Origin of the sequence: Mesorhizobium loti (assembly GCF_003148495.1) — a bacterium.
In the GTDB taxonomy this organism is placed as follows: Bacteria; Pseudomonadota; Alphaproteobacteria; order Rhizobiales; family Rhizobiaceae; genus Mesorhizobium; species Mesorhizobium loti.
Window position 1 is genome coordinate 47,495 of record NZ_QGGH01000015.1, and the last position, 22,190, is coordinate 69,684.

Annotated in this window: 22 protein-coding genes; 15 read left to right on the top strand and 7 right to left on the bottom strand. The window is 60.4% G+C overall.

Going from position 1 to position 22,190, the window contains the following annotated elements; all coding sequences use genetic code 11:
• Positions 1-2 precede the first annotated feature (2 nt).
• The 5 genes from C8D77_RS31330 to C8D77_RS37825 form a co-directional block, all read right to left on the bottom strand.
• A complete protein-coding gene (locus C8D77_RS31330) occupies positions 3-1,106 on the bottom strand; it encodes an electron transfer flavoprotein subunit alpha/FixB family protein (RefSeq protein WP_109671405.1) in 1,104 nt (367 codons plus the stop codon).
• 20 nt (positions 1,107-1,126) lie between these two features.
• Positions 1,127-1,978, bottom strand: a complete 852-nt coding sequence (locus C8D77_RS31335; RefSeq protein WP_109671359.1) for an electron transfer flavoprotein subunit beta/FixA family protein — start codon at positions 1,976-1,978, stop codon at positions 1,127-1,129.
• A 183-nt stretch (positions 1,979-2,161) separates the two neighbouring features.
• Entirely contained in the window at positions 2,162-2,545 is a 384-nt protein-coding gene (gene nifW, locus C8D77_RS31340) for a nitrogenase stabilizing/protective protein NifW (protein ID WP_109671360.1), read from the bottom strand.
• Entirely contained in the window at positions 2,526-3,782 is a 1,257-nt protein-coding gene (nifS, locus tag C8D77_RS31345) for a cysteine desulfurase NifS (RefSeq protein WP_109671361.1), read from the bottom strand. The genes nifW and nifS overlap by 20 nt, the downstream gene beginning before the upstream one ends.
• 524 nt (positions 3,783-4,306) lie before the next feature.
• On the bottom strand, positions 4,307-4,462 hold the full coding sequence (locus C8D77_RS37825) for a hypothetical protein (protein WP_154674715.1): 156 nt from the start codon (positions 4,460-4,462) through the stop codon (positions 4,307-4,309).
• A gap of 34 nt (positions 4,463-4,496) precedes the next feature.
• Here C8D77_RS37825 and C8D77_RS31350 point away from each other — a divergent pair, with 34 nt between their 5' ends.
• The 4 genes from C8D77_RS31350 to C8D77_RS31365 all read left to right on the top strand — a co-directional run bounded on the left by C8D77_RS31350 (position 4,497) and on the right by C8D77_RS31365 (position 8,184).
• Complete coding sequence (locus C8D77_RS31350; protein ID WP_245951932.1) at positions 4,497-6,395, top strand: ABC transporter ATP-binding protein; 1,899 nt, start codon at positions 4,497-4,499, stop codon at positions 6,393-6,395.
• Between the two features lie 627 nt (positions 6,396-7,022).
• Positions 7,023-7,226 carry a CCE_0567 family metalloprotein gene (locus C8D77_RS31355; RefSeq protein ID WP_109671407.1) on the top strand — a complete coding sequence of 68 codons (204 nt, stop codon included), beginning with the start codon at positions 7,023-7,025 and terminating at the stop codon, positions 7,224-7,226.
• On the top strand, positions 7,223-7,540 hold the full coding sequence (fdxB, locus tag C8D77_RS31360) for a ferredoxin III, nif-specific (RefSeq protein ID WP_109671362.1): 318 nt from the start codon (positions 7,223-7,225) through the stop codon (positions 7,538-7,540). Before C8D77_RS31355 ends, fdxB begins: the two co-directional genes overlap by 4 nt.
• The gene (locus tag C8D77_RS31365; RefSeq protein WP_109671363.1) at positions 7,537-8,184 is read left to right on the top strand and encodes a nitrogen fixation protein NifQ; all 648 of its coding nucleotides are present in this window, start codon (positions 7,537-7,539) and stop codon (positions 8,182-8,184) included. Before fdxB ends, C8D77_RS31365 begins: the two co-directional genes overlap by 4 nt.
• Here the strand turns inward: C8D77_RS31365 and rpoN are convergent.
• Positions 8,181-9,635: an RNA polymerase factor sigma-54 gene (rpoN, locus tag C8D77_RS31370; RefSeq protein ID WP_109671364.1), complete on the bottom strand. Its 1,455-nt coding sequence runs from the start codon at positions 9,633-9,635 to the stop codon at positions 8,181-8,183. The two genes, C8D77_RS31365 and rpoN, sit on opposite strands and share 4 nt — an antisense overlap.
• A 74-nt stretch (positions 9,636-9,709) precedes the next feature.
• Positions 9,710-10,258: a peroxiredoxin gene (locus C8D77_RS31375; RefSeq protein ID WP_109671408.1), complete on the bottom strand. Its 549-nt coding sequence runs from the start codon at positions 10,256-10,258 to the stop codon at positions 9,710-9,712.
• Here C8D77_RS31375 and C8D77_RS37830 point away from each other — a divergent pair.
• The 11 genes from C8D77_RS37830 to C8D77_RS31435 all read left to right on the top strand — a co-directional run bounded on the left by C8D77_RS37830 (position 10,248) and on the right by C8D77_RS31435 (position 22,171).
• Complete coding sequence (locus tag C8D77_RS37830; protein WP_170136873.1) at positions 10,248-10,409, top strand: hypothetical protein; 162 nt, start codon at positions 10,248-10,250, stop codon at positions 10,407-10,409. The genes C8D77_RS31375 and C8D77_RS37830 overlap by 11 nt on opposite strands.
• A gap of 1,344 nt (positions 10,410-11,753) precedes the next feature.
• Positions 11,754-12,971, top strand: a complete 1,218-nt coding sequence (locus C8D77_RS31385; RefSeq protein WP_109671366.1) for a cytochrome P450 — start codon at positions 11,754-11,756, stop codon at positions 12,969-12,971.
• Positions 12,972-13,014: 43 nt separating this feature from the next.
• On the top strand, positions 13,015-13,260 hold the full coding sequence (locus tag C8D77_RS31390) for a ferredoxin (protein WP_109671367.1): 246 nt from the start codon (positions 13,015-13,017) through the stop codon (positions 13,258-13,260).
• Positions 13,261-13,472: 212 nt separating this feature from the next.
• Entirely contained in the window at positions 13,473-14,012 is a 540-nt protein-coding gene (locus C8D77_RS31395; protein ID WP_006333835.1) for a nuclear transport factor 2 family protein, read from the top strand.
• Positions 14,013-14,195: 183 nt separating this feature from the next.
• Positions 14,196-15,836: an SDR family oxidoreductase gene (locus tag C8D77_RS31400; RefSeq protein ID WP_109671368.1), complete on the top strand. Its 1,641-nt coding sequence runs from the start codon at positions 14,196-14,198 to the stop codon at positions 15,834-15,836.
• A 248-nt stretch (positions 15,837-16,084) separates the two neighbouring features.
• A complete protein-coding gene (locus C8D77_RS31410) occupies positions 16,085-17,128 on the top strand; it encodes an LLM class flavin-dependent oxidoreductase (RefSeq protein ID WP_109671370.1) in 1,044 nt (347 codons plus the stop codon).
• Between the two features lie 506 nt (positions 17,129-17,634).
• Positions 17,635-18,543 (top strand): phosphoenolpyruvate mutase, encoded by a 909-nt coding sequence (gene aepX / locus C8D77_RS31415; protein ID WP_107652826.1) that lies wholly within the window; start codon positions 17,635-17,637, stop codon positions 18,541-18,543.
• A gap of 47 nt (positions 18,544-18,590) precedes the next feature.
• The gene (locus C8D77_RS31420; RefSeq protein ID WP_109671371.1) at positions 18,591-19,781 is read left to right on the top strand and encodes an aminotransferase class I/II-fold pyridoxal phosphate-dependent enzyme; all 1,191 of its coding nucleotides are present in this window, start codon (positions 18,591-18,593) and stop codon (positions 19,779-19,781) included.
• 30 nt (positions 19,782-19,811) lie between these two features.
• Positions 19,812-20,630, top strand: coding sequence for a phosphocholine cytidylyltransferase family protein (locus C8D77_RS31425; protein ID WP_109671372.1), 819 nt, complete (start codon positions 19,812-19,814; stop codon positions 20,628-20,630).
• Entirely contained in the window at positions 20,627-21,226 is a 600-nt protein-coding gene (locus C8D77_RS31430) for a CDP-alcohol phosphatidyltransferase family protein (RefSeq protein ID WP_109671373.1), read from the top strand. Before C8D77_RS31425 ends, C8D77_RS31430 begins: the two co-directional genes overlap by 4 nt.
• 30 nt (positions 21,227-21,256) lie before the next feature.
• Positions 21,257-22,171, top strand: coding sequence for a class I SAM-dependent methyltransferase (locus tag C8D77_RS31435; RefSeq protein WP_109671374.1), 915 nt, complete (start codon positions 21,257-21,259; stop codon positions 22,169-22,171).
• The last annotated feature ends 19 nt before the right edge of the window (positions 22,172-22,190 follow it).

A 22,190-nucleotide genomic window follows, 5' to 3' on the forward strand; every position in this document is an offset into this window, starting at 1 on the left:
CCTTAGCTCGCAAGCTTGTCGTGGCTGTGCGGCGACAGCCGCCGGGTGAAAGCTTCCGTCAATGCCGGCAGGAAACGGATTGCATCGGTGACGACGCCGAGGTGGGCAAAGTCGAAGATCGGGGCGTTCGGGTCGGTGTTGATGGCTACGATCAAATCAGCCCCCTCCACGCCAACCCGATGCTGAATTGCGCCGGAAATCCCGGCCGCTATGTAGAGCTTTGGCCGGATGGTCTTGCCCGTTTGGCCAACCTGCCGATCGGCCGGCATCCAGCCCTTCTGGACCAGCGGGCGCGAACAGCCATATTCGGCGCCGATTGCCCGCGCTAGATTCTTCACAAGCTGCAAATTCTCCGCTGAGCCCAGACCGAGGCCTCCGGCAACCACGATGTCGGCGTAGGCGAGATTTGCCTTTGCCGATTGGCGATCGAGGTTGAAGCCAAGGACTTTGGTGATGATCTCTTCCTCGGTCATTGACAGCTTGTGCCGGATGACACGCCCGACCGGCTTATCCGTCCGCGGTGGCATGGCCATAACCCTCGGTCGTACGGTGGCCATCTGCGGCCGGTAGTTGAGCGTATAGATCGTGCATAGCAAGGAACCGCCGAAAGTCGGACGGGTCGCAGCGAGCGAACCGTCGACCACATCGAGTTCGGTACAGTCGGCAGTGAGCCCTGTCAGCAAGGTCGTCGCTACTGAGCCAGCGAGATCCCTTCCGAGCGTGGTGGCACCAAGAAGCAGGATCTCCGGTTTGTGGGTATTGACCAGATCCGTCATCGCCTTGGTGAAAGGCTCGTTGCGATAGTCGGCAAGCAACGGTGCCTCGACGAGATAGACAAGGTCGGCGCCGTAAGCAAAGGCCTCGGCAATGGCATGCTGCGTGGCCTCACCCGGCGGTCCGAGCACGATCCCCGCAAGCTGGATGCCTAGCTTGTCGGCGAGCTTGCGGCCTTCGCCAAGCAGTTCGAAGGACACGGGATGGACCTCGCCGCGTTCCAGTTCGATGAAAACCCAGACGTGCCGATAGTCCCTAAAGTGCTCAGGCAATTCCCTCTTGATGCCGGCACGGCCGGCGGAAGGAGGGGCTTCGCGGTTCGCGTTCGACATCATCTCTCCTTGCCGTCCCGTCACTGGCCGCCGTCGAAGGCGAGTTCGTGTTCCAGCGCTGGCTGGCGGGTAAAGATTGCGGCGATCAGTTCGTCAGCGAGGTGGTGCTGCGTCTTGTCGGTCATGTCGATCTGCGTCGCCTTTTCCGCCCGCGTGGTTGGGGCGAAAACGCGCTTGACGACCGTCGGCGAGCCGCGCAGGCCGCATTTGTTGAGGTCGTCAATGCCAGCTTCGGCCGCGCTCCATTTCACGATCTGGCTGCGCGCGGCGCGCATGGCGTCGTCGAGCGAGCCCCTGCGGATTTCGTTGGTGCCTTCCAGCATTGTGACGAGGCAAGGCAGTCTGCTTTTCAGCATCTGCGTACCGCCTTCCGAACGGCGCTTGACGGTGATCTCGCGCGCATCGACATCGATAGAGTCGATCTTCGCCACATAGGTGAACTGCAGGAGGCCGAGGCGCTTGGCGATGCCGGGCCCGACCTGGGCGGTATCGCCATCAATCGTCTGCTTGCCGGCGAAGACGATGTCCGGCGCGCCGAAGGTCTCGCCAATTCTCACGATTGCCCGAGAAAGCGCGAAGGACGTCGCCAGCGTGTCGGAGCCGGCAAAACAGCGGTCGGTCAAGAGTACCGCGCGGTCGGCGCCATAGGTGAGCGCCTTGCGCAGCGCATCTTCTGCCATCGGCGGACCCATCGTAAGCACGGTGACCTCGCCGCCATGGGCGTCGCGCAATCTCAGTGCCTCTTCGAGGGCGAACAGGTCGTAAGGGTTGATGATGGTCGGCACGCCCTGGCGCATGATCGTGTTCGTCACCGGGTGGACACGTATCTGCGCGGAGTCCGGCACTTGCTTGATACAGATTACAATGTGCATTGCGTCTTTCTTGGCTCCAATCCGCAAGCGGCCCTGGCGTTCGTCTCCTTCGCAGCATCATTCGTGCCAACCGTTTTGCGTTGCTCTGTTCCCTTTGACATGGGGTTGGTTTGTTCCGAAGGTGCCGTCGTGATGACCGGGTTTGTCGGCTTTTCGACCTTGTCGCGTCGCATTAGTGTCGCGTTATTCTGTCCCGAACCGCCTCAGGATCGACTCGAACGGTACAAAGGTGTGGTCCCGAGTGGCCGGTTTGTCGGGATCGTGCTCTTTGAGCACCTTGAAGACCCGGTGGGTGAGTGGCGAGGATGTCGCGAAATCCTCATAGGCGCGTTCCAACGTCGCACGCGCCCGCGCGGCGATCACCCCATCGGGAAGACCGGCGAAATCCTCTTCAGCGAGATATTGGCCCATGCGCTTCAGGATATGCAGCCGTGAGACATTGAGTACCTTCGGATCATAAGAGATGCCAAGGACTGCGAAGAACTCCTCCGCAGCCGACAGTCTCTTCAGCCGGGCGAGGATGTCGGTGACATCGATGGCACGGCTTTCAGCGAAACAACTGCGCATTGCATTCTCCTGGGCCGGAAACGGTGGTCGGGTTTGGGTCGTCGCCCAGGCCTGGAGCTGATTGAAGTCCTCTCGCCTGGCTGGCAGATGGGGAAAGCTCACGCAGCTTCTTAACGATCCCGGGCATGACCTCGAGCACCCGGTCGACGTCCTCCTCGCCGTTGTTGCGCGAAAAGGAGAAACGGATTGCGCCGTGTGCCGCGCTATTGGGGATATTCATCGCCACCAAGACGTGGCTCGGCTCCAGCGAGCCGCAGGCGCAAGCAGAGCCGGAGGAGCAGGCGATGCCCTCGCGATTAAGGAAATGCAGTATGGCCTCACCTTCGATATCTCCAAAGGCGATGTTTGCGGTGTTCGGCAACCGCGCTGGTAAAGCGCCGACCACGAAGGCGTCTGGGATGCTTTGGAGAAGTTCCTTCTCCAGGCGGTCGCGCAACGCCTTGACCCGTGTGTTCGCGTCGTCCATGAATTTCAAGGCAAGATCGGCGGCCAAGCCGAGACCGACGATGCCTGGCGTATTCTCCGTGCCGGCGCGGCGGTTGCCCTCCTGGCCTCCCCCCTTGATCAGCGGACAGAAGCGCACGCCGCGCTTTACGTAAAGTGCGCCGACCCCTTTAGGCCCGTGTAATTTGTGACCGGAGAGAGACAGCATATCGATTGCCGTCGATTTCAAGTCGATCGCAAGCTTGCCGACCGCTTGCACCGCGTCGGAATGGAAAAGGGCGCCGACTTCCTTGGCCAACTCAGCAAGCTCGGCCACCGGGAAGATCGTTCCGGTCTCGTTGTTCGCCGACATGATCGAGACGATCGCCACGCGCGGGGTGAGGGCGGCCTTATAGGTGTCGAGGTCGAGCCGGCCGTGGCGATCCACCGGGATCCTATGCACCTTGATGCCGCGCGTCTTCTCAAGGTGGGCGCAAAGCGTCAGCACGGCCGAATGCTCGACTGCGGAAGTCACGATCTCTGTGCGCTCAGGCATCACCTCGAGCGCCGAAAGGATCGCGGCGTTGTCGCCTTCCGTCCCGCCCGAGGTGAAGGTGATCTCGTCGTCGAACTCCGCTCCGATCAGCGTTTGCACCTGCAGGCGCGTCTTTCTCACCGCCGCCCGGGCGGAAGCGCCAAAATCGTGGCTCGACGAAGGGTTGCCGAATTGGTCGGTAAAAAACGGCAGCATTGCTTGAACGACTTCAGGATCGACCCGTGTCGTTGCGTTGTTGTCCAGATAAACAGGTCTCATGGATGTGATCCTTCTCCTGAGCGCAATCACGCAAGGCGCACGCCCGGTCTGTCATGATGATGATGATGGTTAGCCGAAGGAGTTGCCGCGGCCACATTCGGCCTGCGCGCTTCTTGGCGCCGGCGCGGCAACTCGCCTCGACCTTGGTGCGCCAGCGTTGCGCCGGCTCGGCCCCCGGCAAGCGCGGTCTTTAGGCCAGGGCGTTTTCGGTGCGCTGGATCATGGACTGTCTCTCCTTCAGGCCGGACGCGTTCGTGAACAGCTACGCATGGACCGTGCCAAAGAAGGGAATCATTTCAAAACAACATGATGGCTCTAACACTGCTCCGTCGCATTTCCGACACCGGCGGGAATTGTTCAACGCGGAACGCCGTTGAATCGGGCGTAGATTCCGCTTCGCGTGAGGAGCAATCCTGTCGGGCCGTTCGCCAAGGATGCCCGCGCGACCGATGCGTCCTGTCGGGTTTGTCGAGTGCGCGACACGGCACTGTTACGCCCCCGTTGCCCTGCTGAGATCTCGTTTGTCATTGTAGAATATGCAGAAAATTCTTCTGAGCTTCTTTCTGAGCCTTTGGCGCGGCTTTTGCGGTTCTCTCCTCGTAGGGCAGCGCGTGGCCGCGGCCGATATTCATCTCGCGGGTGACATCGCGATCGATGGAACGAAGGAAAGAAAGCAACATGTCAGGTCCAGATCAGCCACCCGCATTCCGTGCGATGTTTTCGTCCTCACGCAGACCTTCCATTTCGGGTTTCTTGAGACCGAGCGGCCTGCTGCGCTCGTACAAAGCCACGCGGCGTTTTCCCGTCGATCTACGCGGCGCCGCCTTTCGCGACGTTTTCGCCTTCACCATGCGCCACTGGAGCAGGCAACCGGTCCGGCTCCCGATCATCATGCTCGCGGTGCTTGTCGCAACGCTCCTTGACGTTCTGACGCCGCTCTATTCCGGACGGCTCGTAAACGCGGTCGCCCAAGGAGCGGCAGCCGACGCCGTCGTGTGGGATGCGGCTCTTGCGGCCTTTTCAATGTTGATTGCGCTCGCACTGGGCGCCGTCGTCATGCGCAACATCGCCTTCATTGCCGTCAATGACTTCATTCTAAAGATGATGTCGGACATCGCCAGCGACGCGTTCCATCGCGTCCAGCGCTTTTCGACCGATTGGCATGCGAAAACCTTCGCCGGCTCTACGGTGCGCAAGATCACGCGCGGCATGTGGGCGTTCTGCCTCCTTAACGACACGATCCTTCTTGCCTTGTTCCCGTCGCTCATCATGCTCGTGGGGTCGAGCGTTCTGCTCGGCTGGTATTGGCCGATGATGGGGCTGATCATCGCTTGCGGCTCGGTTGGCTATGTGGCGCTGATCATTGTCCTGTCGCTCGGCTATGTGGCGCCAGCCGCAAACCTCGCCAACAACTGGGATACGAGGCTTGGCGGCTCGCTTGCGGACGCGATCAGCTGTAACGCTGTGGTCAAAGGCTTCGGCGCCGAGGTGCGGGAAGATCATCGCCTGGCGAAAGTTATCTCCAAGTGGCGGCACCGGACCCTCCGGACCTGGGTGCGCGGGACGGTCAGTGCTGCATTCCAGGGGATCATGCTTCTTGCGCTGAGAGCGGCTTTGATCGGCTATGCCTTATTTTTGTGGTCGCGCGGCCAGACTACCCCAGGTGACATCGCCTTGGTGCTCGGGTCTTTCACCGTCCTGTATGGCTACTTGCGTGATGTTTCCATACACGTGCGCAACATCCAGCGCTCTGTAAATGAGATGGAGGAACTGGTCCAAACCTACAGCCAGCCGCCCGACGTGGCCGATGTTCCGGGCGCCAAGCCGATCCGGATCACGAAGGGTCACATCGATTTTGAGAGCGTCCATTTCCACTACGGCAATCATTGGTCGCCCTTCTACAGCGACTTGTCGATTTCGATTGAGGCCGGCGCACGGGTCGGTCTGGTCGGCCCCTCTGGCTCCGGCAAGACCACCTTCGTCAAGCTCATCCAGCGGCTTTACGACCTGGATGCTGGACGAATCTTGATCGATGGGCAGGACATCTCGCGGGTGACGCAGGCCTCGCTGCGCTCCCAGATCGCGATCGTACAGCAGGAACCCCTCCTGTTCCACCGCTCGCTGGCCGAGAACATAGCCTATGGGCGGCCGGGTGCTTCTCGGTCCGACGTCGAGCAGGCGGCGCGGCTCGCCAGCGCGCATGACTTTATTGCGCGCCTGCCGAACGGCTACGGTACGCTGGTCGGCGAGCGCGGCGTGAAGCTTTCAGGCGGCGAGCGCCAGCGTGTGGCGATAGCGCGCGCCTTCCTCGCCGATGCCCCGATCCTGATTCTGGACGAGGCGACATCAAGCCTCGACTCGGAATCGGAGGTGCTGATCCAGAAGGCGATGGAGCGGCTCATGGTCGGGCGCACCACGCTCGTCATTGCGCACCGGCTCTCGACGGTGCGGGCACTCGACCGGCTGCTTGTCTTCGACCGTGGTTGCATCACCGAGCAGGGCGACCATGCCGCGCTGATCCGTCGCGACGGCATCTACCGCCGCCTGTTCGAGCGGCAGGCCTTGGAACTGACAAAGGGGGGGTGGGATGAGACCAATGTGCAACGCGGTTGAACGCGGCGTGAATTCAGCTTGCCTCCCCAGCAATCCTGTCGGGCCGTTCCTGAAAAGGCGGCCGCAACCTGTCGTCGGGCTTGTCCAATCCACGACACGCCTGGTGCCGGCCTGTCTTCCTGCCGCGCTCTTGAGCAAACCCATCAATGCGATGAAGACAATTTTTTATGAGCTGCGTCCTGCGTTCCCGGCACGGCGCTTGAGGCTTCCTCCTGAGGCGGCAGCCGCCGCGCGATCATTTAGATCCTGGTTGATGCGATCAATGGAGCCAAGGAAAGCAACGCGCCGGATCGACGCGAGATCCGCATTCTCTGGCATAGGGGCGTCGCCAAAATCGACACCCTCACAATATGCGCTCACCGCCCGCGTCGACGTCGGGAACAAGATCCTGATTGTCGTCTGCGCTCAACCGCTCTTATGCCGAGCTCGAAGGATACGGACCTGCGTCTCGCCGCGCGGGATTGCATAAGCTGGCCGCAGCGTCTCGCCTACCATCGGCATGACCGGTTCGGCTTCGAGACGTTCCGGAAACCCGCCGAGGCCGGCACGCCGGCGATGCGGTCGTGGCCATCGAAGCGCGTCCCGACATGGCGCGGGCGTAACGACCGGCTTGCGAGGAAGGGGATCATGTCAGACCTTGCGCTATTGCAGAAGAAGGTCCGCAAGCTGCAGTCGCGCGCGGGAGCCGCCAAGATGGAATTGCACGACCTTGCCGAGGACCTTCCGGTCAACTGGACCGAGATCAAGGCGGTCGCCTGGAAAGCCTTCGAGGTTTTTTCCGAGTTGGATGCGGCAAAGCAAGAACTCGCAGCGTTGGAGAATTCACAATGACGGGCGCTTTCGTCACCCGCGACGGCGCTCCCTGGACGCCGCACTATCTGACGGCGATCGATGGCGCGACCTGCATCGGCTGCGGCCGCTGCTTCAAGGTCTGCTCGCGCGAGGTCATGCACCTTCATGGCGTCGATGACGCAGGCGAAATCCTCGGCATCTGCGCGGGCGAGGACGACGACTTCGACGGCGAGCTCAACCGCATGGTCATGATCGTCGACCATGCCGGCCGCTGCATCGGCTGCGGCGCCTGCGGCCGCGTCTGCCCGAAGAACTGCCAGACCCACCTTGCGGCCGACAAGCTTGCTGCATGAGCTGGGGACAAGACCAGCAGAACGGCGCCACATTCGCCCATCACCGTGGCTGTTTTCTCACCAGCCAATGGCCGCCGACAGACCAGGCGGCGGCGTTCGACCGGCATGTGCTTGCCTGTGTTTTCTACCTCGCGTTCGAGGAGGTCGAGGCCGGCAAGGCGACCGCGACCGAAGCAACCGGCCTTTCGCGTGCCGACCTGCGAGGTGTCATGACACGCTATTTCCCGGCTGTTCCCGTCAACGCCTTCGCGCTGGAAAAACTGACCGATCCCGAGCCGGATATGGAGGAAGGGCTTCTGCGCGGCTTGCTTATTGGGCATGCCAGGCCAGGCGATCCGGCGAGCACCCTCTTCGCCAAGATCATCGCCAGGCGCAGTTTGCGCAATGACCATCTGTGGCAGGACCTTGGCCTTTTCAATCGGGCCGAACTCAGCCGCTTGATGGCCAGGCATTTCCCGGCGCTGGCGGCCGGCAACACCAAAAACATGAAATGGAAGAAGTATTTCTATCGTAAGCTCTGCGAGGCTGAAGGCTTTTCGCTATGCACCGCGCCCAGTTGTCAGGAATGCGGCGATTTCGAAAGCTGTTTTGGCCCGGAGGAAGGCGAAAGCCACTTGGCACGGATCAAGAACGGGCTCGCTTAAGAGCCGCTTTCGTCGCCGCCGCCGCCCGGGCTTGATTGGCATCGAAGACGCACGCGCTTTTCCCGGCGACGTCGCGCGGAGGACGGGATGTTCAGCGCCTCACGATATTTCGCAACGGTGCGGCGAGCAATGTCGATCCCGGTTTCCTTGAGCCGGGTGGCGATGTCGTCGTCGGAAAGCACTTCGTCGGGCGATTCCACGGCAACCATCGCCTTGATTTGATGGCGCACAGCTTCGGCGGAGTACGCGTCGCCGCCTTCCGAGGAGCCGATCGCGACAGTGAAAAAATACTTCAGTTCGAACACGCCGCGCGGGGTCAGCATATACTTGTTCGACGTCACCCGGCTTACCGTCGACTGGTGCACGTTGATCGCATCCGCGACAGTCCTGAGATTGAGAGGCCGCAGGTGGGCGACCCCATGTTCAAAAAAGGCGTCCTGCTGGCGGATGATTTCAGCCGCTACCTTGAGGATCGTCTTGGCGCGCTGATCAAGGCTGCGGATTAGCCAGTTCGCGTTTTGGAGGCATTCGTTGAGAAATGACTGGTCTTTCGAATTTTGGGCGCTTAGGCGGGAGACCTGGGCAAAATAGTTTTGGTTCATCAGCAGCCTGGGCAGCGTGTCTGGATTGAGTTCGATTTGCCACCCACCTCCGGGAGAGGGCTGGACCAAGACGTCGGGAATGATCGATTCAGGCCCTCCGGATTGGAATCGGTTTCCAGGCTTGGGATCGAGCGCGCGGATTTCGTGCAACATGTCGAGAAGGTCGTCTTCATCGACACCGCAATGGCGCTTCAATGTTTGAAAATCGCGTCGCGCCAGCGCTTCAAGATTGGCGACCAGCGCTGCCATTGCCGGGTCGAACCTGTCTAGCTGCCGCAATTGTATCTCAAGGCATTCGCTGAGAGTTCGCGCAAAAATACCCGGTGGATCGAACTGCTGCAAGGTTCCGAGAACCCGTTCCACAACAGCCTCCCGGACATTCAAGCTGCGGGCCAATTCCGAAAGGTTCACCGGAAGGTATCCGGTGTCTTCCAGATGACCGGCAAGCTCGCCAGCTATTCGCCGCTCCAGCGGCGCGAATGCGCTGAGAGCGATCTGACGAGCGACATGGTCGTGCAATGTTTCGATGGACGTCCAGGTATCTTCGAACGCATGGTTTCCCCCCGGTTGGACATTGTTTTTGCCGCGGATTGATTTCCACTGCGAGGCCCGATCCGATATTCCGCCCGTGGTCGGCCCGATGCGCGGGTTCCCGGCCGAAATCGACGGAATGTCCTTCGGCGCCCGGTTTGATGCCCGTTCCAGAAAGGGGTTCTTCTCGATTTCCTGCTCGACGAACTGATGCAGTTCGGGATGCGCCAGTTGCAACAGGCGAATGGATTCCATCATTTGCGGCGTCAAAACCAACGATTGCTTCTGACGCTGAAGCAGGCTTGCTGAGGACTCCATGGTTAGCGTGAAACTCCTACCGAGCGACCCTTCGCCTTGTGCAAGGGGATTTTCGAGACGTTGACTCGTCTAGATCATGCAGCCGTCACGGCTTTGGCGGCTCTCAGCGTTTCAAGGACGTTCTGCGGCGACGATACGCCATAGGGGTCGGCCTCGCAGTTGTCGCAGAAACCGTTCTCCTCGAAGCACTGCTCCACTACGCCATTGTTGATCACGGCAGCGTAGCGCCAGGAGCGCATGCCGAAGCCGAGATTGTCCTTCGCAACCAGCATGCCCATCTTGCGGGTGAACTCGCCCGAGCCGTCTGGAATGAGCTGGACTTTCTGCAGCCCCAGCGCCTTGCCCCACGCATTCATGACGAACGCATCGTTGACGGAAACGCAGTAGATTGCGTCAATTCCCTCCTTCACGAACTCGTCGTAGAGCATTTCGAAATCGGGCAACTGCAAGGTCGAGCAGGTCGGGGTGAAGGCACCGGGCAGCGAGAACAGGATGATGCGCTTGCCGCTGAAATAGTCGTCGGATGTCCTGTCTTTCCAGCGGTACGGGTTTGGCCCCTCGATGGAATCATCGCGAACACGCGTGCGAAAGGTGACGAAAGGAACCTTTTTTTTGACCGTCATCAATGTGCTCCTGGAGGAAAACTGTTGCGCTGCTTTTTCGGTTGAAACTGACACGGCATCGACCTCGGCCGGCAATTCGGCCGAGCGCCGCGCGTTTTGTGTCGGCCTTGGATCAGCCATGGCAAAACCGCTCGCAAGCACGGGCGTCTGAAGAAAAGAGGTCTCGATTTGCGGCGGCAACGAGAACGGTACGCGCTTGTACGGGGCGTCGCGATGTCAGCAATGGTCTTACTCCTGGCCACCTTGTGATGGGTTCTGCCGAGTACGACGCAAGCGCCATGCCATTTGATTTTCAGGCTCGGGTTCACACTGTTTTTTGCAGCGACCCTCTTTTCCTTGAGCGGCCAGAACCATGCCTTCGCCGAGACCGAGCGCGCCCATAATCACCTGATCGTGGGCTCTGGGCGGAGGGGATTCCCTTTATGCGTATCAAGCCGCGACCCTCTTTGTCCGAAGCTGGACAAAAAATGTCGGAAGTCGGACCGGAGGGTCGCCGGGTCGCCGGCGCGGAGAACAGGTGGCTCGTATTCGAAGCGAAAATCTGGGGCTCAAACTCGGAACGAGGGACAGGAGTCGATCGAGGTTACCTGACGAGGTCCCTATGGCCTCCGTTCTCAGGATTGAGACGGCTGACGGGCCACGCGCTTCGCCCTATCGACGCTCGCGAGACAGCTTCGAAATCGACAATGGGTACAAGAAAGCCAGCACGTCCATTAGCAAGCTGGCCATGTGATTTTCTGAACCGCGCTTGCGTGAGGCGGGCACGGTCCCGAAGTGACGGAAAAAGCCGCCTTGTGCTCTCAGAGCATTTTGAAGCTGCCGCGACTTTGCTGCCGGGTTTGTCATGTCCGGGACACGGCTTTGCTCCGCCAGGCTTGCGGCTGCGTTCGTTCAAGCTGTTGAATGATATGTAGAAAATCTCCTGCAGGGCTCTTTCCGCGCCGTTGGCACGACTTTTGAAGCTCTCATGTGAGACGGCAGGAGATACCGACTGGCGTCCATTCGTGAGTGATATCGCGCTCAATGCAATGAAGGAAGACAACATGTCAGGCCAGCGTCAGTTCAGATTCTATCCGAAACGGGCATTGCCTGTGGAATGCAATATCGACCGGCGTGGCTGGCGTCACCATCACAATCGCCCGGCCCCGGCCAATGGCCACCGATCGACCTGGAGATACAGTTCGACCAGCATGTGCTTGCTCGTGTCCTCTCGCCGGCGCTCGAGGAGACCGGCGAGCGCGTCGGCGGCCAACCGGCCTTTCGCGTGCCGCGCTGCGGAAATCCTTGAAGAGATGACCGACCCCGAACCGCTTTGGAGCAAGAGCTTCATTCCGGCTCGCCGTTCGAAGCTGGAAATCGCCGCGTCTCCGACGATTTCGCTCGTGGGCTCTTTGGCGGGCAGGCAGCGGTCTGGCCAAGAGGGTTACAAGTTGCCGGATGGCCAAGATGCAATGCCGCGCGGCCTGGTTAGTTGTTAGACGGCAGAAAAAATCCAATGACGCTCAACCAGGTTCCGGATCATGTCCCGGCCGAAATGGTGGGGGACTTCAGCCTGTTCACGTCGCCTGGCATGCTGCCGACGCCCGACGGGGACCCGCAGGCCGCCACTGCTTGCGTTCATGCCGGGCCACCGATCTTTTATTCCCCCTTTAACACGCGCGATGGCCGAGGCACCTGGGTCATCACTCGCGCCACAGACCAGCGCAGGGTGCTGCAAGACGCTGATACCTTCTCCAGCCATCGAAGCATCTTCGCCTCCGCGCTTGGCGAGAACTGGCCGATGATCCCGCTTGAACTCGATCCACCCGCCCATGGCGTCTTTCGCTCGCTACTCAATCCGCTGCTCTCGCCCAAGCGGGTGACGGCACTCGAACCGGCTGTCCGTGAGCGAGCGATAGCCCTGATCGACAGCATTGCCGCATCGGGCACGAGCTGCGACGTCATGCAGGATTTTGCCTTTCCTTTTGCGGTCAGCATCTTCCTTCGCCTTCTTGGGCTACCCGATCACCGACTCCATCCATTTGTCGGCTGGGCGAACGACCTGCTCCACGGCGACGATGTCAAAAGACCGGCGGCGGCTCGGACGATCCTGGCGTTCATCGACGAGCTCGCGGCCATGCGCCGCGAGGAACCGGTCGACGATTTCATGACCTTCATCGTGCAGGCACAGGTCGAGAGCCGGCGGCTGACCGACGAGGAAGTCCGTGGCATCGGCGTGCTCGTGTTCGTCGCGGGACTCGACACGGTCGCTGCAGCGATTGGCTTTGACCTGGCCTTTCTCGCGCGTCATCCCAAAGAACAGGAACTGCTGCGGAGCGAACCGAACCGAATCGTGCTCGCAGCCGAAGAATTGCTGCGTGCCTATCCGACCGTGCAGATTATCAGGGTGGCAAGAAAAGATATCGACTTCGAAGGCGCGCCGATCCGTAAGGGGGACTATGTTTCCTGCGCCACGATGATTGCCAATCGCGATCCGGCGGAATTCGAATGTCCCGACACGATCGATCTCATGCGCGAGGACAACCGCCACGCCGCCTTTGGCTATGGTCCTCACCGCTGCCTTGGCTCACACCTTGCCCGGCGAGAGATTGTTATTGGCCTGGAGGAATGGTTGGCGCGCCTCCCGGCCTTCCGGATCAAGGAAGGTACAGCGCCCGTCGCCTATGGCGGCCATGTGTTTGGGATCGAAAATCTGATCGTCGACTGGTCCTGACCAAGGCAGCCTTCAGCTGCGGCACAGACAATGGGGGAGCGCCATGCACATCGTCGTCCACAAAGCCAAATGCCAGGGTCACGCACGATGCTGGGCGCAAGCGCCGAACATCTTCAAGCTTGATGATGAGGGCTACGTCCTGCTTGGCGACATCAATGTCGCGCAAGGGGACGAACTGCTCGCGTCACGGGCGGTGCGATCCTGCCCCGAAAGTGCGCTGGAAATCGATCGCACATCGGCCGCGCGGTTCGAACCAGCCGCCATGCAACCAAGAGCTGGGGAAGCTTAGGTGGAATCGACGAGACGTGGCCCCACACCGCAAGGCAAGATGTCCGGCCGCTTCCCTGCCTACCTCCTCTCCGGCATCGAGACCTCAATGACACGCACGCGACACGTGAAGTTCGTCTCCGTTCTGGCTTCTTTAGTTGCCGATCGGTTCGTCCTTGCACGCACCTAGAGGCACGAAACGCCTTCTTCCAATCTCAAATTTGCGACAGAGCGATGGGCCAGGCAAAAATCACCGAACTGCGCGACCGCGAGGCGATCCGCGACTGCCTTTATCGGTACTGCCGCGGCATAGACCGCGCGGATGAGGCTGCGCTGCGCAGTGCATATTGGCCCGATGCGCATGACAATCACGGTGCCTATCGCGGCTCAGCCGAGGGCTTCTTTGAGTTTGCGCTTGGTCTCTTCAAAACCGGACCGCGCTTAATCCACCAGATCACGAACGTCTTGATCGAATTCATCGACCCGTCGGAGGCCGTGGTCGAAAGCTATTTCACCGCGCTGCAACGCGGACCAGACAACGACGGAGAAGCACGCCAGGTGCTTCTCTGCGGCCGTTACTGCGATCTTTTTCAGAAGAGGGAAGGGGCGTGGCGCATTGCCGAACGGACCGTCGTTTACGATTGGATCGAAGAGCAGACCCCACCAGCGGTCCCCGAGGCAGAACGGTTCGGCTTGCGGCAACCGATCGGAGCAGCGCATCCCAATGACCCGGTTTACGCGCTCAGGAAGCGCCGCAGCTCGTCATCAAAATGAAAATGCCATGCATGTCACCACAATGCTTTCCAAGGCTCCCAATTGCGGAGCCGCGTCGCGGGAGTGGTCCCGGAACGCAACACGTCTACCCGGTATGGAAACTCGCCGTCACCAGGACGTCCGCGACTGGTCTTGCGGCTGACTCGCGTCGATATCTCTGACGCTGGCTGCGGAGAGGTTCATATGAAGCAGGCAGGACGGGTCGTCATCATAACGGGTGCGGCAGGCGGAATCGGCCGTGCGCTAGTCGAGATCGTCGCCGCCGATGGAGACATCGTCGTTGCGGTGGACCTTCCTGGCAGCGGCGTTCTTGAACTGGCCGGCGGTCTCGGCCATCCGCATCTGGGCCTCGAATGCGATGTCTCACGAGAAGAGGACATTGTCGCCCTATACGGCCGCATCGAAGCGCAGTTCGCGAAAATCGATGTTCTCGTCAACAACGCGGCGACAGGACCCGCCATGGCTGCGACTGTCGACACCGGTTTCGAGGCCTTCCGACGCGTGCTTGCAACAAATCTGATCGGGCCTTTCATCATGGCCGGCGAAGCGGCGAGGCGCATGCAGCCCGGCGCTGCCATTGTCAACGTCGCTTCGCTGGCGGGCGTGCTCGGCAATCCCAAGCGCAACGCCTATGCCAGTTCGAAGGCGGGCTTGATCGCTCTCACGAGGTCGCTTGCATGCGAGTGGGCCTCGCGCGGCATCCGCGTAACGGCGGTAGCCCCAGGATACGTGCGCACGCCGATGCTGGCGGAACTGGAACGCGCGGGCAAGATGGACCTCGCGGCCGTGCGCCGCCGCGTGCCCATGGGACGAATGGCGCGCCCCGACGAGATCGCTCGGGCCGTGCGTTTTTTGGCCAGCGCACAGACGGGCTACATCACCGGATCGGTGCTGATGGTCGACGGCGGTTGGATGTCGTTCAACCAGCCGGGCGACGCGCACCCGCCGGTCGACGAGACGCCTCGAGCCGAACTCTTCCGGCCGGCCGAACGAACTGGCGCGCGCACAGTGGTCGTGACGGGCGGCGCGAACGGTATAGGCGCCGCCGTCGTTCGCCGCTTCGCCGCGAACTCCGACACGGTCGTCATCGCCGATAGAGATGGTGCTGCGGCGGCAGAACTCGCTGGTTTGCTGGGCGGCAGACACGTGGCGAAATCCGTCGACGTGGCGGTCGAGAGCGAGGTGGTGGCGCTGTTCGAGGAAATACGGGGGCGCTTCGGTCGCATCGAGGCCCTCGTCAACTGTGCTGCTGTTGCCGATACGTTTGTGCGAGGGATCGAAATCCCGCAACAGATCGAGCGGGTGCTGGACGTCAATCTTACCGGCACCTTCACCTGCGCGCGCGAGGCGATCAAGTCGATGGACGCCGGCGGCGTAATCCTCAATCTTGGATCGATCAATAGCTTCCTGCCCTTTGTGCCGCGCCATGCCTATGGGGCGTCCAGGGCGGGTATGAACATTCTGACCCGGTGCATGGCGGCCGAACTCGGTTCGGTCGGCATTCGAACGGCCACCGTCGCTCTTGGGTACATCCGTACGCCTGACATGGCTCAGTTAGTCGAGTCCGGCTGCATCGATTCCGCAGCGATCACACGGCGCATCCCGATGGGGCGGATGGGAGAGCCCGAAGACGTCGCCGAGGCAGTGTTCTTTCTGGCCTCGCCTGATGCCTCATACGTAAACGGCTCGACCCTCTACGTGGACGGCGGCTTGACCTCGTTGGCTGACGCGCGAAACGCCCAGTCAACCGATCAAGAAGATCCAACGGAATGTTCGCCGGCGACGGGTTGCGGTTCGTCGAAGCCGACGAGGTTCGAGCATTGAGACTGCGGCTGGATGGCACGTGCCAAGCGCGGCTTGCCAAGTGATCGCCTTCCTCGGTGACGGAAAACTGGTCATCAGGGTCGAACCATTAGCCAAGTTTTGGCGCTTGCCTGCGGCCGCCGAACGACAAGCGGCTTTGCGCAAGACCGTCCACTACGTCGCCGCCAGGCCGGATCGATACCGCGGCCCACCGCAATCGGCACAAGTCGAAGGCTTGATTGCCCACTTTGTGTAAACGAGGACACGCCATGGAATTCGCGACATTCATCTTGGCGGCCCAGCGAGGCTATCATCAATCGTGCGACAGCGTCATCGGTAACTCCATAGAACAGGCAATCGCTTCGGAGCAGGCCGGCTTCAACACCGCTTGGTTCGCCGAGCACCACTTCAACAATTACAGCCTGGTTCCCTCGCCCTTGATGATGGTGGCACACTGTGCCGGCCTTACGAGCACCATTCGGCTTGGCACCGGCGTGTGTGTGCTGCCGCTATATCAACCGCAGCGCCTGCTCTCCGAGATCGGCTTTGCCGATATCGTTTCGAACGGCCGCCTCGAACTCGGCGTCGGCTCGGGATACCAGCAGTTCGAGTTCGAGCGCTTCGGTGTCGATGTCGATCAGGCGCCGGCCGTGTTTGCGGAATACCTGGATATCCTTCTCAAGGGCCTCAACCAGAAGATCTTCGAGCACAATGGCCAGTATGAGAAGATACCTTTAACGGCCATTTCGCTGCGCACCGTCCAAAGGCCAGCCCCACCGATCTGGATCGCCTGCGGGTCCGCGCGAAGCATGTGCCGGGCCTATCGTGAGGGCCACAATCTTTTCGTCACGGCGTTCCACAACGGCTTGGAAAACGTGAGAACGCTGCGTGAGACCATCGTGGCAGCAGCGGCCTCGCGGGGTAAGGATGTCACCGCGGCCAAGATAGGGCTTCTGCGCTGCTGCTATGCCAGCGACGATCAGGCGGAGATCGACAGCTATCTCGACAACGCCCGCTTCCAGCGCCGGCTATCTGAAGCACTTCATCAGCGCCGCCAGCAGAGCCGGGACGGCTATCTGCTGCAGGAAACACCGACGCAGCAGGATCTGTCGTTCGAGACCATGCGCCAGAACCTGCCGATCGGCAGCGTAAGTCGCGTCATCGATCGCCTGCTGGAGGAGATAAGTATCCTGAAGCCGGACCAGATCGCAATTCAGACCCAATTGGGAGATTTCGACCAAAAGACGATGCTACGCCAGATTGAGCTCTGGGGAGACAAGATCATCCCATCGATCAACAAGTCGCTTGGTTAGGTCAAGGCTTGAAGTTCGGGGCGGCCACCGGGATCCTGAAATCTTGCGTGCCGATGCTCGACGATGGTCCATGCGGCCTGGATATATAATCAAGCCGACTGGCGATGGTGGGTATCGAAGACTAACGCCGTCCGTCACCTTGCCTGCACGGACCGCCGGTCTTCCGCTCTCTGGCCATCTCGACCGTTGATCGGCAGCCTGACGGGACGCCCGCCACGGCGCAGACGAATAGCCACTCCCACGACCCCTCTTGTGTCCGAAGTTGGACGAGGATGTCGCAAGCCCGACCAAGGGGTCGAGAGGGTACCTGGCCGCCGGTATGGAGAACTGGTGCGGCGTAGGTGGTTCGCCAATTCGGCACGCGCCTTGCTTCATTGATTCTGTATGGGTGCACGACAGTGGCAGATCGCCGATCGGTGGGCAGAGCGGTTCGCCTCTGAAAGTACTTCGTGCGGCAGGCGATGACAGGCTTGTCGGCTGGACAGCGTCGGTGGAGGTGAGACCGCATGGTGGAGAGGCAGTCTGGTGCGCAGACGCGCGAGAGCTTGCGCCGAATGATCGCGTCCAGTGAACTCGCCTTCGCAATGGAGGCTCATGACGGCCTTTCGGCGGCGATTGCCGAGCGCGCTGGCTTCAAGGCGCTCTGGGCGTCCGGCCTCTCGATTTCATCCAGTCTCGGATATCGAGATGCGAACGAAGCTTCCTGGTCCCAACTCGTCGATGTCGTTGAGCGAATTTCCGACACGGTGGACATTCCAGTCCTCGTCGACGGGGACAGCGGGTTCGGGAACTTCAACAATGCCCGTTTGGTCGCCCGCAAGCTGCGCCAACATGGCGCGAGCGGCATATGTCTCGAGGACACGGCGTTCCCGAAAATGAACTCGTTCATCGGTGATCGGCACCCGTTGGCCGATATTCCCGAGTTCTGCGGCCGGCTTAAGGCGGTGAAGGACCAAGTGCCGGATGCGGAGTTCGTTCTGGTCGCCCGGATCGAGGCGCTCATCGCCGGCCGCGGAGAGGATGAGGCGCTGGCGCGAGCACAAGCCTACGCTGAGGCCGGCGCCGATGCTATTCTGATTCATTCCCGCAAGTCCAACGCTGAGCAGATTTTCGCCTTCACGCGCGCCTGGCAGAACCACCTTCCGGTCGTGATCGTGCCTACGAAATATTACCGCACACCGGTCTCCGCGTATCGGGCGGCCGGAATCTCCACGGTCATCTGGGCGAACCATAACATGCGCGCGGCGATCTCGGCCATGCGCCAGGTCTGCGACCGCATCCTCCGCGAAGAAAGTACCGCCGGTATCGAGGACGAGGTGGCGACGCTCGACGAACTCTTCGATCTGCTCAATTACCAGGAACTCTCAGCGGCGGAAGAGAAATATCTGCCGCAGACGGCGACCGGCGTCCGGTAGCAGGCCCAGCCCGTCTTTTGAAAAGCAAAACGAAAACGGGAGCGCACATGCTTGCGCATCGGACAAACCTGTTTGGCACATCGGGTACCGCCGCGGCGCGCGCTGCCGCAAAAGCGGCGGCCGATGCTGGCAAGGAGATCATCGATCTCACCGCCGGCGAGATCTGGAGCGAGCTTGCTCCCACGATTCGCGACGGCGCGATCGACGCCATCAATAAGGGCGTCAATCGCTATACCGATACGGTTGGCATGGTGGAGCTGCGCGAGGCACTGGCGCGGAAGATCTCCCTCGATACCGGACAGATCTGGAAGGCCGAGGAAGTTGCCGTGACGTCCGGAGCGAAGCAGGCCTTGTTCAATGCCGCAATGGTGCTGCTGAACCCGGGCGACGAGGTCATCATCCCGGCGCCTTACTGGACAACGTTTCCGGCCCAGGTGCTAATCGCCGGCGGCACACCGGTCTTCGTCGACACCAGATCCAACGGTTACGTCCCGCGCCCCGAGCACATCAAGGAGGCGGTCACCGAACGAACGCGGGCGATCGTCGTCAACACGCCCAGCAATCCGGCCGGTGCGGTCTACGATGTTGAGACCATGATGGCCATCGCTCAATTGGCGGTCAGCTGCAACCTGTGGATCATTTTCGACGAGTGCTATGGCGCCTTCGTGCATGAGGATCATACCCACCATCCGATCGTCTCGGTCGCTCCCGAAATTCGAGCACGCGCGCTGATCGTCAACTCCTTCAGCAAATCGCTGGCATTGACCGGCTGGCGCATCGGTTATCTGGCGGGTCCAAAAGAGGTGATCAATGCCGTCAAGGCCCTGCAATCGCACACCACTTCGAATCCAAACGTAATTGCCCAGCACGCGGTGCTCGCCCATTTGCAAAGGGATGGATCGGACTATGAAGGCAAGCTGCGTTCACGCCTGACAAGCGCCAGACGGGTGGGTCTTGACGTGCTTGCTTCGTTGACGCGTGTCCCGGTCGCCAGGGCGCAAGGCGGCTTCTATTTCTATCTCGACCTTTCCCGTCTGCTGCGACCGGGATCGGAAGACGGTACCTCAACGACAGCCGACGATATCGTGACGGCTCTGCTTGCCGAAGCTGGCGTCGCAGCTGTGTCGGGCACCGCGTTCGGTGACCCCGCCGGCCTGCGCCTGTCCTATGGAATTCCACCTGAAAAACTCGCGACCGGCCTGGCCCGGCTCGTCGAATTCCTCAACGCCTGGAAATGACACCGCAACAAAACGAAAGAGGTGAATGAGATGCCTCCCGCTGCTCCCAGGAAAGCCGTCATTCTCGCTGCCGGCTTCGGCTCCCGCCTGCGTCCGCTGACCGATCTGTGTCCCAAGCCCCTCGTCGAAGTCAACGGCACACCGATACTTCACAATGCACTGTGGAACCTTCAGACGGTGGGAGTTGAAGAGGTGACGATTGTTGTCGGCTATCGCAAGGATGCCATTCGCCATGCCTGTGGCGAACGCTTCGGCAGACTTGACATCAACTATGTCGAGTCCTCGGTCTTCGACAAGACAGGGAGCGCGTACTCGCTCTGGCTGGCACGCGACACGCTTCTTTCCGGCGACTGTTATCTCCTCGAAGGTGACGTCTTCTTCGAAGAAGATGCGCTGCGCCACCTGATCAGGGTCGAGGCGCCCAATGCCGCTGCGGTCGCGCCCTTCGATCCATCCATGGAAGGATCCGCGGCCGTCCTTTCCAGCGACGGCTTCATATCCGAAGTCCGGTTGAAGCAGACGGCGGCAAATCTGGCATCAGGCACCCCGGTGCTCTTCAAGATGATGAACCTCATCCGGTTCTCTGGCGCCGAACTCCAAACGGTGATCGTCCCGGTCCTCCACGACCTGATCGGCTCGGGCGCAATCAAAGCCTATACCGAGGAGCTGCTCGCGCATCTCATCGAGCAGCGCGGACTGCAACTCGCCGCGGCGCGATGTGACGATTTGCGATGGTACGAGATCGACAGTGAACAGGACCTGCGGGTAGCGGAAAGGATTTTCGCCTTCGAGCGACCTCACAGACATAGTGCCGACGCGCCGGCCGCCGTGGCGGGGGTAGGAGGATGATCCGCTATCTGTTCGACGCTGCAAATGCCATTACAGCCCTTGGGCTGATATTGGCCACCACGGCGATCTACCTTGCTTTGATCGGGCGCTTCGAGATTGGCATCTGTTTCGGCTTGTGGGCTCTTTTGGCAGATGATGCCGACGGCATGGTCGCGAAGAGTTCCCCGAACCGGTCCGCTTTGATGGCACAGCTGGGTGGCGCGTTGGACGGGCTGCTTGATTTGGTCTACGCAGCCGTCTTTCCAGCGGTTCTGATTTTGTCCTTCAACGCGTTCTCCGTTCTCGCATTGTTGGCTGCCAACTGCCTCATCCTGTCAGGGGCTCTGCGCCTCAGCTATTTTTCGACGTTCGGACTGGACGCTGACGGATTCGGCAGAGGATTGCCGTTGAACAATAATCTCTTCGTGTTGGCGTTGCTCTTCGTCGCCGACCATCACTTGCCGGTGCAAGGCCTGGGCAACCTATTGATCGGTGCAGGGTTTGTGCTGTCGGTCCTGCATCTTTCAAACTTCAAATTTCCAGGTACCGGCAGTGCGGTGCGCTTGGGTAACCTTACACTCGCCGCAGCCGGATCTGTCGCCTTACTCACAAAGTGAATCAGTTTGCAGCTATAGGGAAGAGAATACATGGAAAACTCTTTCGAGGCCGAAACTCGCACCGTCTTTGATCGCTACCAGCGCCAGCAGGAGAATGACGACCACATATTCGACAGGTTGGTCTCTCTAATCGAGGAGGAATATTTCGGCCTGCCTACCGGTAGCTTCCGCGGTCTTGATGTCCTGGACGCGGGCTGCGGCTCCAACGCGAATGCGTCCTATGCGTTTCTCGACAAGGGGGCACGAAACGTTGTTTCGCTTGAATTGAGCAATGATTGGATGGATTGCGCGCGCAAACGGCTCAGCCGATTTGGGCCGCGCTCAGAACTGGTCGCTGGCAGTGTGCTCGATCTGCCGTTTGACGACTTCAGTTTCGATTTTGTCCATTGCGCAGGGGTTTTGCCGCACACCAGCAATCCGAAAAAAGGCTTTGAAGAGCTTGCCCGTGTAACCCGCCCCGGCGGCAGCTTCTTTTTAACGATTATGGGCACCGCCAACGGCGTCATTTACCGATGCATCAATCACTTGCGAGAACTCCACCAAAGCGACGAACAATTCCGCAGTTCCATTGACAATCTGGATGCATCCACCGCACGCGAAGCCATCAACTGGCTATTGCGAATAAAGGACGGCGAAGAGAAAGAATATATGCCTGGCGAAAACGAATTCTTTCGGAGTCTTTTTGATGATGATTTGTTCGTGACGATCCGGGATCGTTTCCAGGCGCCGACCTATCACGGGTTCGCATTCACAGAGGTGCAAATCCGAGGCTGGTATGGCGAGTGCGGCTTCGAGAAGATCCGCAGGATCTCAAGGTATACAAAAAATTTCCATAATCTTCGGCGCTTTCTCGCTCCGATGTACCGTCATTATGACCACCCGCTGGCCCGCTTCTGGTTCGGCGATGGCTGCATCCAGATGATCGGCGAAAAGCCGAGCACGTAGTTGGCGTTATTCGTGCCAA